The following is a 12,490-nucleotide window of genomic DNA, read 5'->3' as shown; positions in this document are numbered from 1 at the left end:
AATTCAGCAACGCCAAATAATTTAGTGATTGAGATTGATCAATTATCGAGATGCAACCTGTGGATCAGCCCAAATTCTAGTTTTTTCACCAAAGGTTATCGGCTGGTCTTCCTCTGCTGAAATATCTACGGTTTTCCCATCATTAGCCACTTGCACCAAAGGCCAATTTTCTTCCCCTAGTTCACCCGCACGAAATAAAACATTGTTAGGTTGCTTTTTACTCCAACCCAACAAAATGGCTATTTTTTCGTGGTCATCTTCTGATTGCACAGGATTAACTACATTGATATTATTTTGTTGACGATTCCAAATTACAGCCTGATCCGTAGCATCTGCTGTGTTGAAAATAGCCACAAATTTACGTGCTAGAAAGCGATCGCCTTTTTCAGACCAACTAACAGGCACTAATACCCCGATTTTACCATCATTATCAGCTTTTTCAGACAAACTTGCCTCTTTATTTAATAAAGGATCAATCTCCTTATCGGTTGATATCATCACCCGCAACTTCTTAGTTTGTCTATCTTCCATAAACAACACGCTCTTAACTCTGCTATTGTGCATTTCTGGCTTCACTTCCATTTGCACCCGGCTATAAATCGCATATTTGCCATCAGGTGACATTACTGGTAAGCTGCGGTAATATCTGACACCAGAAACACCTCTACCACCAATCGCTTCCTGAGTTGCCATAATCCATTTCCAAGGTATGGGATGGGGGCTACCTATGGGATCATTATGTGTTATTTCTGACTCATTTATCCCCTCAATTACGGGTATTTCTCCGGTTTCATCTAGTTGTAATTTATTCCCTCCAGGTATAACTGTTGATGTTGCTAATACTTCTGATTCAGAACCCTTATTCTCTAGAGAATTAAACTCAGCTTCTTCCTTTGTGTTCTTTAATTTTTGACTTAAATTAACTTGATGAGTGGATATTTGTTCTTGAGCTTCTACAGCATCAACTGATGGTACAGTTCCCTCAACAGGATTATTCCCGGTTTGCTGGTTCTCTGTTTTTGCTTTCGTGATTACTTTATTGGTTGATAATGACTGTATTCCTTCCCCAATAGATATTTTTCCTGTCTGAGAATTGACTTGAGCAAATTGTAAATTTATTTTCCCTTGGGCATCAGATTTGTCATTTCCTGAATTGGTATTTGCTACTTGGGATTGTTTAGCTAAAGTACCATGAAGAGACATTCCTACAAAGGTTGAAATTACAATAGTAATAGCAATGTACTTGATAAATGGTTTAACACGGAACCATCCTAACACCAAAAGTGATTTAAGCATGATGAGACTCTCTGGAGGCAGTTGCTAAGTGCGGGCAGTATTTATACAGGAATGATAAAAGCTATGACTATATAATATATATATCAATAAAGCAAAAGCTTTTACAGGATAATTTATGCAAATGTTACAAGGCTTTACAAAAGTTTTAGTGTCACCATTCACCCCTCATAATCTCTAATATAATATACATACAGCAGCTTTCAGCTATCAAAGGCTTTGTGATTCAAACTCGTACCTGGTTTGCAATATGCTGTAAGGAAGTTATTATTGATGCACAGTCAATAATAAATAAATATGCTCAAGTGCAAACACTCAACCTGACAATTTACTGGTGTAATTAGTAAATTATAGGATGAAGCCAACGCAGTTTATTTGAAACGTGGGTAGTGATCGAATAATTTTGATTTAGTAGATAAATGGTCAGGTGAAGGACACAGTTAGACACACAAAACTTGTCAATAGTAGATGCAATTAGCGATAACTTCTCTTTGAGACACTTTGCGTTAGCGCGGCCTGTAGGATTTAGGAGACGCTTCCTCTAGCTTGCTTTTGCTCCATAGCCAAGTCGGTGGTTAGCATCACTTAACTAATTGACTTGACATCATAGTTAATTTCGGTCATTTTCACTGGACTAATAGTAGACACTATACCATGAAACCTTGAAAATTCATATCCTGCCGGGAAAAATTCTGTAATTAAATTTCGTGGCAGAGATAATTTCATTGATATTTAGATTTTGCAGTTGTCAACAATGGGGAACACACCTAATATTGATTAATGACTTATGACTCGTGATTAATAATTAATAACTAATGAAAGTAGTATTTTTTGGCACTCCTGATTTTGCAGTTCCCACCTTGGAAAAACTTTTATTAAATAGTGATTTCCAAGTATTAGCCGTTGTCACTCAACCGGATAAACGTCGAGAGCGTGGGAATAAATTAACACCTTCACCTGTGAAAACTTACGCTACAGATCATCATATTCCAGTTTGGCAACCTGAGAGGGTGAAAAAAGATGTGGAAACCTTAACACAACTCAAACAAATGGAAGCTGATGTATTTGTAGTTATTGCTTACGGTCAAATTTTGTCTAAGAAGATATTAGATATGCCAAAGCTCGGTTGCATTAATGTACATGGTTCAATTCTACCTCAATATCGGGGGGCGGCACCAATTCAATGGAGTTTATATCACGGAGAAAAAGAAACGGGAATTACAACCATTTTAATGGATAAAGGGATGGATACAGGGGATATGATTCTAAAAGCTACTACAGACATTCAATTACTAGACAATGCTCAGATCTTAGGGGAAAAATTGGCTATTATTGGTTCAGATTTACTAATAGAAACCCTATATAAACTGGAACGTCAGGAAATTCAACCTATTCCCCAAGATCATAGCCGTGCTACTTACGCATCTTTGATTCAAAAGCCTGATTATAATTTAGACTGGGGACGAAGTGCTATCCAATTACACAATCAAATTCGCGGTTTCTATCCTAATTGTACTACTGTTTTTCGCAATCAACCATTTAAAATCACTGCTAGTGTTCCCCTAGACATTGCCTATATTCAAGAATTACCAGAGCAGTTGCAAGAAAAAATACACAAGATATCTAAATCAATGGTATCAGGAAAAGAAGGAGAAGTAGTTAATATTATTAAAGGAGTAGGGGCAATTATCCAAACGGGTCAGGGTTTATTGCTATTGCGAGAAGTACAGTTAATGGGTAAGCGGCCTCAGTCAGGATGGGATTTTGTCAATGGAACTCGGTTGACAGTGGGTGAGGTAATGGGTAATGGGTAATGGGTAATTGGTAACTGGTAATTGGTAATGGGTAATGGACTAATGACTTTCATAAAAACGGCAGGACTTACAGGGTCCTGCTGGGTTAACTGCACAACGAATAATTTCCGAAAGAGCATTATAGTTACAAGTAGCATCACCAATAACCCAACGTCCCTCTACTAAAGTTTTTTCCTCTGGCCTTTGGGCTATTTGTACGTAAATAGCGATATTGTTTAATATATAGCGTCCACCTTGAAGCTGGTATCTATGACAACGCTCTAAGACTGCGTAGGTTTTCCCAGCAAAATCTAAATAATTTCCCGGTTGAGGTGTCCAATCAAGCTGTAATTTACCAAGAGATTGACGCGGATGTGTTAAAATTACCTCTGTGGGTAAGAAATTTAGCTCCATAATATGTTATCTGATTTACTTATTGAGCATATTATCACTAATTAGGATGTTTTTGCTAGAATTTAGGTCTTATCTAAATAAGGTTAAGCGTTTTTTGTTAAGTTATATAAATTATCTATATTTATATACTATTTAATCTTTGATCATAACTTGACAGGTATCTGAAAAATTATATAGATTATTAATTATAGGTGTTGTAGATAACTTCCAGGAAAATCACGATTAGTTTACATATCTTTACAAATCGGCACTTACGGGGAAAAGTGATTTAGGTAAACACTTGATGTCTATGTTGTTGATTATGACTGAATCAGAGGGATATTGGTAGATAAATTGTCCAAAGTGTCTATTACATTGTTTAAAGTTATGTAGCCTTTTGCTTACAAGCTATCAAGCCCTGGGGTAAACTATGCCTTGATTATGATTTTGTCATTCATTCTAGAAGAACACCCAAGAGGAGAAGTTTTTCAATGTCTCATACCGTAAAAATCTACGACACCTGTATTGGCTGTACACAATGCGTCCGCGCTTGCCCCACCGACGTACTGGAAATGGTTCCTTGGGACGGCTGTAAAGCTGCTCAAGTGGCTGCGTCTCCCCGCACTGAAGACTGTGTAGGTTGTAAGCGGTGTGAAACTGCTTGCCCCACCGACTTTTTGAGCATTCGCGTTTATTTAGGCGCTGAAACAACTCGCAGTATGGGCTTGGCTTACTAGGAATTGCAAATTTCTACAATTTCTAAATTCTTGGTAATTTAGTGTTGGGGAGTGAGAAGGGGGAAATATTGAGATTCTTCCCTCATTCCTCAACATTTTTGTTGTTCTTTGTGAGTGGTCAGTGGTCCGTTGTCCGTTGTAAAAGGTGAATTACCCATTACCCATTACCCATTACCCATTACCCATTACCCATTACCCATTACCAATTTGCTTTTATCTGCTAAAGTGGCTGAACTATCCCAGCAACTATACTTAAAATTTAATCATCCTGTAATTGGAGTGGTTTAAGCAATGTGTGGAATAGTTGGATATATAGGCACTCAGGCAGCGACAAATATTTTACTGGCTGGTCTGGAGAAGTTAGAATATAGGGGTTACGACTCGGCAGGAATTGCCACTATTTTGGAAGGTGACGTGCATTGTGTGCGGGCTAAGGGTAAATTACTCAACTTGCGTTCTAAACTAGAACAAATCGAAAATCCTGCCCAAATTGGTATTGGTCACACTCGCTGGGCAACTCATGGTAAACCAGAAGAGTACAATGCTCATCCTCATTTAGATACAGATTTGCGGGTAGCAGTAGTGCAAAATGGTATTATTGAGAATTACCGAGAGTTACGAGAACATTTAAAAGCTTTAGGTCACACATTCCGTTCGGAAACAGATACAGAAGTAATTCCCCATTTGATTGCTGAATGTTTAAAGCATTCTTCTGATAATCAAGTTTCTGCTTCTGTATTTTTAGATGCAGTGCGTAAAGCTGTAAGTAAGTTAGAGGGAGCTTATGCGATCGCTGTTATTTCTGCTGACTACCCTGATGAAATGATTGTAGTTCGTCAACAAGCGCCTTTAGTCATTGGTTTTGGCCAAGGTGAGTTTTTCTGTGCTTCAGATACCCCAGCAATTGTTCCCCATACCCGCGCTGTATTGCCCCTAGAAAACGGGGAAATTGCTCGTTTGACTCCTTTAGGGGTGGAGGTGTATAACTTCGCTGGACACCGCTTGAAAAAGCATCCTCGCACCCTGAACTGGAATCCTATTATGGTGGAAAAGCAGGGATTCAAACATTTTATGCTCAAGGAAATCTATGAGCAACCGGGGGTAGTACGGGATTGTTTAGAGGCTTATTTTTCTACGGAAGAGAGAGAAAATACTGATCAATCACCAGTAAAGTTAGGTCTAAATAACGAATTTTACGCAGATATAGAACAGATTCAAATTGTTGCCTGTGGTACAAGTTGGCACGCTGCACTAGTGGGTAAATACTTATTAGAGCAATTGGCAAAAATTCCCACTCAGGTACAATATGCTTCTGAATTTCGGTATGCACCATCACCGCTAACGGCTAATACTCTGACTATTGGCGTAACTCAGTCGGGAGAAACTGCTGATACTTTGGCGGCTTTGTCTATGGAAAAGGAAAGAAGACAGGGTAAAGAGGGTAAGTATCAAGCACGACTTTTAGGAATCACGAATCGCCCGGAGAGTAGTTTGGGTAATATGGTTGCAAATATTATCAATACCCATGGGGGAATTGAAATTGGTGTAGCCGCGACGAAAACTTTTGTAGCGCAATTGATGGCTTTTTATGCTTTGGCCTTAGATTTGGCTTATCGTCGTCATCAAATTAGTAATTTGAGATTTGAGGAAATTCTCACCGGGTTACGGGAATTACCAGGGGAAATTGAAGCGATTTTAGAAACTCAAGAACGTTATATTGAGCATTTAGTACATGATTTTTCAGAAACGAAAGATTTTATCTTTATTGGGAGAGGAATTAATTTTCCCATTGCCTTAGAAGGAGCTTTAAAATTAAAGGAAATTAGCTATATTCATGCAGAGGGTTATCCTGCGGGGGAAATGAAACATGGACCAATTGCGTTATTAGATACTAAAGTTCCTGTAGTAGCGATCGCTGTTCCTGGTAATGTATATGAAAAAGTGATTTCTAATGCTCAAGAAGCTAAAGCCAGAGATTCTCGTTTAATTGGGGTAACATCTGTTAAAGATGGTGAAGCGGGGGAGATATTTAATGATTTAATTCCGGTTGCGGAAGTGGAGGAAATTCTCTCACCAATTCTCACAGTTATACCGTTGCAATTGTTAGCTTATCATATTGCGGCGCGGCGAGGTTTAGATGTAGACCAACCAAGGAATTTAGCTAAGTCTGTGACAGTTGAATAATTGATATTTTGCTGATTTAGCAAATAATTAGGTGGGTATTGCCCACCTGATAAAATTGTATCTTTATGGAGTTATTTTTGAATTGTGAGCATTCTCTAAATCATGCAAATTATTAAAACCTAATAATGCCTCGCTTGAATTTTCTAAAACGCAATTTTATTATTCGCAATAAAAAGCGTAAAGAAAAACACACGCTAATTAATCAATACTTGATAATTTTAACAAAATTACCTATAATTAGGAACATTAATTAAAATTCGGGCAAATAAATAATATGGATTTCTCAGCTTGGTGGCAATGGATTATCAATTTTCTTTTACCTTTAATTGCAAAAATAGCTCCAGTAGTTGTGTTGATAGTGAATTTGCCAAAAATTTATGCTTGGGTGAGAGGAGTAATTGTCAGAATTGAAGTTAAACAGTTTACTCCAGGACTTACGCAAAATATCTCTCAAACCCTCTCTTCTTCGTTCTCTTCGTTCCTATCCCTGACGGGACGCTCCGCGAACGTGGTTCATTATTCCGTGACTTGTGCGTAAGTCCTATGCTCTTGTCGAAAGAGTTCCCGGCTTAGTCGATTTTCAACTTAATTTATGTATGCACGCCTCACATGGAAAGGCAGTGCTTAAAGGAATTTATCTGGTAAACGATAAACATAAATTCCATTTACGATACAATGAGCCAATTTGCTTATATAATGAACCAGATAACAATACACCAACTAATAAGGCAGAAATAAAACTTGCCATGCCTATGATTGAATTTGAGTTCACCCAATTTGTAGAGGATAGATTTAAAGAGTTGCTTTGCAAAAAATTGGAACAATCTCAAGTGGATATTCTCGGATTTGAAATTCCTGAAAATTCATTCAAATGTTTAACAATGGCTGGTAGATTAAAAGGAAAACTTGATGGCATAAATTTTTCAAATATTTCTTTGGAAAATTGGAGTGTCTTGGTTGAATATGGTACTGATAAATGGACACACACCACCAAGACAGAACTTAAGTCTTCGATTATTGACAATAATAAAACCATTTATTAACTATCAATACCTCCGTTTAATGATTCGAGTTGCAACAGCCATGAATTAAAGTGAGGCTAAGGATACAAACCCCGATCATTCAAAGCTTGAGCCACCCTACCTACACCCAAAGTATAAGCAGCTAACCGCAGATTTACTCCCCTTACCTTTGACTCATGAATCACCTTACGGTAAGCTTGAACCATTAAATATTCCATTTCTTTATTAACTCGTTCCTCGTCCCAGAACAGGTAGGAAAGACCTTGTACCCATTCTAAATAACTCACTACCACACCCCCAGCATTGGCTAAAATATCTGGTAAAACAGTAACACCACGGGCTTCTAAAGCTCGGTTAGCTTCTAAAGTTACCGGACCATTAGCAGCTTCCGCGATAAATTGCGCTTTGATTTGATTAACATTCTCTTGAGTAATTTGGTTTTCTAATGCAGCGGGAATTAGTACATCACAGGATAAAGTTAGCAAATCTGCATTACTAATAGGTTTACCTTGGGGAAATCCCACTACACTGCGGCGGTTTTCAGCAGCATAAGCTTTAACAACGGGAATATCAAGACCAGCTTCAGAAAATATACCTCCAGCACCACTGGAAACAGCGATAATTTTCGCACCTGCTTTATGTAGCAATTCTGCCGCAGCACTGCCCACATTACCGAAGCCTTGAATCGCTATCCGCGCTCCAGCCAAGGATTTACCATGATCTGCCAGGGATTCACGGATGATAATCATTACACCGCGTCCTGTCGCCATTTCTCGTCCTAGTGAACCACCGATAGATAGAGGTTTGCCTGTAACTACTCCTGGAACAGAATGACCAACATTAACAGAGTAAGTATCCATCATCCACGCCATTTCTCGCGCTGATGTTCCCATGTCTGGAGCAGGTATATCTACTGATGGACCAATGTCTTTAATTAATTCACTAATATAACGGCGGCTAATTCGTTCTAATTCCCCCACACTGAACTTTTTGGGGTCTATGGGAATTCCCCCTTTTCCACCACCATAGGGAATACCTAACAATGCACATTTCCAAGTCATGAGCATGGCCAGGGCGGAAACTTCCCGTAATGTCACCGCTTCATGGTAGCGAATACCACCTTTATATGGTCCTAAAATATCCGAATGCTGTACCCGGTGTCCTGTCAAAACCCGCACATCTCCATGGTCCATTTTCACTGGTATGGAAACTGTGACAACCTTGCGGGGATGACTAAGTATTTCTACGATACTTTGATCTAATTTTAATTCTTTAGCAGCCCATTCTAAATAGCTACAAGCTTGATCATACGGGCAAATATGAGCGGGAGAATCACTTTCCATAAGTGGGAGAGAGGTTGTTACCATAATATTTATTCCTGAGCATAGTATCTTTGTCAACTGGATTCATAAGGTTAGCTTACCCTGTTTTTTGCGAAATATATGAATTTTGTATTTTTTGTTACAATTTTATTGATCTGATTCAATGGTATGTGATGAACGGAATAAATGATGATGTTGAGGATGATATAAACGGGAGCGTCCGGTTACTGGTAAAAGCGCTGGACTGATTACATAAAGTGTAGTTCGTTGTAATTTCTCTTCATGAGTACAAGTGGTCATTTCTGCTAAAGTAACAACGCGGATTTTTTCATCCGGCCAGCCTAAGCGATAGCAAATTGCTACGGGAGTCTCTGGATTATAATGTTCTAACAACTGAGTTTGTGCTTCAGTGATATGATGGACACTCAGATATAAACATAAACTGGCCTGATGTGCTGCTAAACTCGCTAATTCTTCCCTAGCGGGAACATAAGTGCGTCCACTAATACGAGTGAGGATAATAGTTTGTACTAAACCGGGAACAGTTAACTCAATTTTCAATTTAGCTGCGGCTGCTTGAAAAGCGCTGATACCGGGAACAACTTCAAAAGGAATATTAGCCGCTGCTAATACCTGCATTTGTTCATGAATAGCGCTATAGAGACTAGGATCACCAGAATGCAGTCTCACAACAGATTTATGGGCTACTACGGCATCAATCATCAGTGGTAAAATTTCTTCTAGAGTCCGATTTGCAGTTTTGATAATTTCCGCATCTGGACGACAAACAGCTAAAATCTGTTCAGGGATCAAAGAATCTGCAAATAAAATCACATCAGCCCTAGCCAACAACTTTTGCGCTCTAACCGTTAATAAATCAGGATCTCCCGGTCCTGCCCCCACAATATAAACTGCTGGGTCTAGAGAATTTTGGTAGTTACTAACACTTAAGTTACTCGTATATTCCTTCATTAACTTTGCTCTGAAAAACTCCGACAAAAAACTTTTGGCAAATCCTTCAGTACCCTTCCGGATTAACTACTTTTGAATTGTAGAAATAGATGGTAGATGCACCCTGGTTAAGCCCTGGAGATTAATTACTCTGGGGCATTTTTTATTTTTAGTCATCTCCCTTGAAAGAGGAAACAACATCAGGTAAAGGACGCTTGAGTACATACAGCCAAGCTAAACCAACCATTCCTAAAAACATTCCTCCTAAACTGACCATTTGTGCCATTCGTAAAGGTCCTAGCATTAAGCTGTCCATGCGTAAACCTTCAATCCAAAACCGCCCCAAGCTGTAGGCTACCAAGTAAACTAAAAATAAAGTCCCTACTTTCAAAGGCGGTTTTTTAGATAAAGCTCGGAAAAACAAAGTTAGCAACAGTGCAAAAACCATGAAATTCCACAAAGACTCATAGAGAAAAGTGGGATGAAAATATTCAAAATTAACTAAATCTAAAGGACGACGTTCTGGGGGAATATACAACTTCCAAGGCAAACCAGTGGGACGGCCAAAGGCTTCCGAGTTGAAAAAATTTCCCCAGCGACCAATTGCTTGCCCTAAAATCAAGGAAGGCGCGACTAAATCAGTTAATTGCCAAAAGGATATTTGATTAAGTTTAGCAAAAATCAACGCCGCCACAACACCGCCAAGAATTGCCCCATGAATAGCAATACCTCCTTCCCAAATGGCAATGATCTTTTCTGGGTGTTGAGAATATTCTGACCATTGAAATAAGACATAATAGAGCCTAGCTGCAGGAATAGAGGCAATTACCAGCCAAATTGATAAATCATTGAGTAAATCTGGGTTAACGTGACGACGTTTGGCCAGATATTGGGAAAGGGTGACACCAATTAAGACAGCAGATGCAATTAATAACCCATACCAGCGAATAACAATTGGTCCTAATTTAACTATAATCGGACCTGGAGAAGTAAATTGAAACCCCAAGGGCAAAATCGAAAAATCCACTACCATGGAAAATTACCTATAGGAATATGAAATCTACAAAGACAAAGACAATAATAAGGCAAGAGGCCAGTTGGTTTGATTGTGTTAACCTACTTAGTCACTAATTCCCAATCATGAAGCATGAGATGTTAGATTTAACTAAGTTATGGAAAAAAGCTGTTAGTTTATTTAATATCTAGACCTAAGTAGGTGAGCGGAAAAAAACCGACATAAGTAACGAAAAGTAAAGTTGCCCAAAACCGTTCGGCTGACGCTCACGGCGAAGCCCCTTCCCTGTTCCCTGTTCCCTGTTCCCTGTTCCCTGTTCCCTGTTCCCTGTTCCCTGTTCCCTTGTCATAACGACAATTTTTAACGCCAACCTACTTAAAATAACATTGTGATTGCTATTTATCCTGGTAGTTTTGATCCCATCACCTTGGGACACTTAGACCTAATTCAGCGTAGTAGTCGCCTGTTTGAACAGGTGATAGTTGCCGTTCTTCGCAATCCGAATAAGATACCATTATTTACAGTCGAGCAAAGATTAGAACAAATTCGTATAGCTACAAAACATTTACCAAATATAGGAGTAGACAGTTTTGATGGTTTGACTGTAGAATATGCTCAAATGCAACAAGCACAAATTTTGTTGCGGGGGTTAAGAGCGGTATCCGATTTTGAAATTGAGCTACAAATGGCTCATACTAATAAAACATTGTCTACTCAGATTGAGACAGTTTTTCTGGCGACATCAAATGAGTATAGTTTTTTAAGTAGTAGTGTGGTAAGAGAGATTGCCAGGTTTGGTGGCTCTGTTGATCATCTTGTTCCCTCACACGTTGCCCGAGATATATACCAATGCTACAACCAAGTTCAATCTCAGCCCATGAGTCCAACCAAAACGGAAAAAATCCTACCTCACAAGATTATGTAAAGGGAATCCCTCAAAATGGGAATCCAGTGCCAACGGAAGGGGTGGATATTCAGCAAGAACTCAACCGCTTAGAGGACATAATTCTCGATAGCATGAGGATTCCCTTGACGGGACGTACCCTAGTAGATGAAGATAAATTACTCGAACAACTTGATTTTATCCGCATATCTTTGCCGACGGTTTTCCAAGAAGCATTAGATATTTTGACGCAAAGGGATGAAATTCTCCTAGAAGCCGAAGAATATGGACAACAGGTTGTAGACGTAGCCCAAGCCAAAAGGGCGCAAATTTTGGCTGAAAGTGATATTATTAGGCAAGCACAACGGGAAGCTGACCAACTGCGACGACAAGTCCAGCAAGATTGTGAAGCGATGATACAGGAAACCATGGCAGAGGTTGAGCGTAAGCGTCGCGCTTGTCAGCAAGAGTTAGAAGAAATGCGCCAAAGTGCAATTTCTCAAGCTCAAGAGATTGAAGATGGTGCTGATAAATACGCTGATCATGTTTTGAGTAATATGGAACAGGATATTCAAGAAATGTTACAAATTATTACTAATGGTCGCAAACAACTACGTGGAGATAATCCACAGCGGAGTTCAAATAATTCTAATAGTTCTAAAAAGAGTTTTCCTAAGTCAACAACAAAATAAACAAAACTAATAATAGTGTTAGTAAATCAAAATATGAATTTGTATCACGCAGAGGCGCAAAGACGCAAAAATCTAGTATAAGCCTTTTCAAGAATTATTCTTAATAATGGTTAAATAATTAGGTTAGGGCTTGCTGAAAAAGTGGAAAAAGGCAAGAAAAAAATTTACCAAGTAAGTAGGTAGACGGCAAAAATCCTAACTATGT

General features: G+C 38.9%; 12 protein-coding genes. 7 read left to right on the top strand and 5 right to left on the bottom strand.

The window, feature by feature from the left end; genetic code table 11:
* Positions 1–42: 42 nt before the first annotated feature.
* Positions 43–1,296: a hypothetical protein gene (locus tag H6G25_RS02920; RefSeq protein ID WP_190391180.1), complete on the bottom strand. Its 1,254-nt coding sequence runs from the start codon at positions 1,294–1,296 to the stop codon at positions 43–45.
* An 812-nt stretch (positions 1,297–2,108) separates the two neighbouring features.
* Between H6G25_RS02920 and fmt the strand changes: the two genes are divergently transcribed.
* Entirely contained in the window at positions 2,109–3,107 is a 999-nt protein-coding gene (gene fmt / locus H6G25_RS02915; RefSeq protein ID WP_190391179.1) for a methionyl-tRNA formyltransferase, read from the top strand.
* A 39-nt stretch (positions 3,108–3,146) separates the two neighbouring features.
* On the opposite strand, the gene H6G25_RS02910 is transcribed toward fmt, so the two are convergent.
* On the bottom strand, positions 3,147–3,500 hold the full coding sequence (locus tag H6G25_RS02910) for a DUF6464 family protein (protein WP_190391178.1): 354 nt from the start codon (positions 3,498–3,500) through the stop codon (positions 3,147–3,149).
* 470 nt (positions 3,501–3,970) lie between these two features.
* Here H6G25_RS02910 and psaC point away from each other — a divergent pair, with 470 nt between their 5' ends.
* From psaC to H6G25_RS02890, 4 genes are all read left to right on the top strand, one after another.
* Positions 3,971–4,216 carry a photosystem I iron-sulfur center protein PsaC gene (gene psaC, locus H6G25_RS02905; protein WP_015080270.1) on the top strand — a complete coding sequence of 82 codons (246 nt, stop codon included), beginning with the start codon at positions 3,971–3,973 and terminating at the stop codon, positions 4,214–4,216.
* Between the two features lie 129 nt (positions 4,217–4,345).
* Entirely contained in the window at positions 4,346–4,504 is a 159-nt protein-coding gene (locus H6G25_RS02900; protein WP_190391177.1) for a hypothetical protein, read from the top strand.
* A gap of 3 nt (positions 4,505–4,507) precedes the next feature.
* Entirely contained in the window at positions 4,508–6,400 is a 1,893-nt protein-coding gene (glmS, locus tag H6G25_RS02895; protein WP_190391176.1) for a glutamine--fructose-6-phosphate transaminase (isomerizing), read from the top strand.
* A 596-nt stretch (positions 6,401–6,996) separates the two neighbouring features.
* Positions 6,997–7,443 carry a hypothetical protein gene (locus tag H6G25_RS02890; RefSeq protein ID WP_190391175.1) on the top strand — a complete coding sequence of 149 codons (447 nt, stop codon included), beginning with the start codon at positions 6,997–6,999 and terminating at the stop codon, positions 7,441–7,443.
* A gap of 56 nt (positions 7,444–7,499) precedes the next feature.
* Here the strand turns inward: H6G25_RS02890 and H6G25_RS02885 are convergent, their stop codons facing one another.
* The 3 genes from H6G25_RS02885 to lgt form a co-directional block, all read right to left on the bottom strand.
* Positions 7,500–8,789: a Glu/Leu/Phe/Val dehydrogenase gene (locus H6G25_RS02885; RefSeq protein WP_190391174.1), complete on the bottom strand. Its 1,290-nt coding sequence runs from the start codon at positions 8,787–8,789 to the stop codon at positions 7,500–7,502.
* 102 nt (positions 8,790–8,891) lie between these two features.
* The gene (gene cobM, locus H6G25_RS02880; RefSeq protein ID WP_190391173.1) at positions 8,892–9,716 is read right to left on the bottom strand and encodes a precorrin-4 C(11)-methyltransferase; all 825 of its coding nucleotides are present in this window, start codon (positions 9,714–9,716) and stop codon (positions 8,892–8,894) included.
* A 148-nt stretch (positions 9,717–9,864) separates the two neighbouring features.
* Complete coding sequence (lgt, locus tag H6G25_RS02875; RefSeq protein ID WP_190391172.1) at positions 9,865–10,728, bottom strand: prolipoprotein diacylglyceryl transferase; 864 nt, start codon at positions 10,726–10,728, stop codon at positions 9,865–9,867.
* A gap of 370 nt (positions 10,729–11,098) precedes the next feature.
* On the opposite strand from lgt, the gene coaD reads away from it, so the two are divergent.
* Both coaD and H6G25_RS02865 read left to right on the top strand, forming a co-directional pair.
* Positions 11,099–11,635, top strand: coding sequence for a pantetheine-phosphate adenylyltransferase (gene coaD / locus H6G25_RS02870; protein WP_190391171.1), 537 nt, complete (start codon positions 11,099–11,101; stop codon positions 11,633–11,635).
* Positions 11,560–12,285: a DivIVA domain-containing protein gene (locus H6G25_RS02865; RefSeq protein WP_190391170.1), complete on the top strand. Its 726-nt coding sequence runs from the start codon at positions 11,560–11,562 to the stop codon at positions 12,283–12,285. Before coaD ends, H6G25_RS02865 begins: the two co-directional genes overlap by 76 nt.
* The last annotated feature ends 205 nt before the right edge of the window (positions 12,286–12,490 follow it).

It is taken from the genome of Dolichospermum sp. FACHB-1091, assembly GCF_014697585.1.
GTDB lineage: Bacteria > Cyanobacteriota > Cyanobacteriia > Cyanobacteriales > Nostocaceae > Dolichospermum.
The sequence above is the reverse complement of the archived record's forward strand: the minus strand, read 5'-3'. Positions and strand labels throughout refer to the sequence as shown.

What these genes read in the sequence shown, in the direction of transcription:
- H6G25_RS02865 (WP_190391170.1), top strand. Translation starts at nt 11,560, where the DNA reads ATGCTACAACCAAGTTCAATCTCAGCCCATGAGTCCAACCAAAACGGA.
- H6G25_RS02920 (WP_190391180.1), bottom strand. Translation starts at nt 1,296, where the DNA reads ATGCTTAAATCACTTTTGGTGTTAGGATGGTTCCGTGTTAAACCATTT.
- glmS (WP_190391176.1), top strand. Translation starts at nt 4,508, where the DNA reads ATGTGTGGAATAGTTGGATATATAGGCACTCAGGCAGCGACAAATATT.
- H6G25_RS02885 (WP_190391174.1), bottom strand. Translation starts at nt 8,789, where the DNA reads ATGGTAACAACCTCTCTCCCACTTATGGAAAGTGATTCTCCCGCTCAT.
- psaC (WP_015080270.1), top strand. Translation starts at nt 3,971, where the DNA reads ATGTCTCATACCGTAAAAATCTACGACACCTGTATTGGCTGTACACAA.
- fmt (WP_190391179.1), top strand. Translation starts at nt 2,109, where the DNA reads ATGAAAGTAGTATTTTTTGGCACTCCTGATTTTGCAGTTCCCACCTTG.
- H6G25_RS02910 (WP_190391178.1), bottom strand. Translation starts at nt 3,500, where the DNA reads ATGGAGCTAAATTTCTTACCCACAGAGGTAATTTTAACACATCCGCGT.
- cobM (WP_190391173.1), bottom strand. Translation starts at nt 9,716, where the DNA reads ATGAAGGAATATACGAGTAACTTAAGTGTTAGTAACTACCAAAATTCT.
- H6G25_RS02890 (WP_190391175.1), top strand. Translation starts at nt 6,997, where the DNA reads ATGCACGCCTCACATGGAAAGGCAGTGCTTAAAGGAATTTATCTGGTA.
- lgt (WP_190391172.1), bottom strand. Translation starts at nt 10,728, where the DNA reads ATGGTAGTGGATTTTTCGATTTTGCCCTTGGGGTTTCAATTTACTTCT.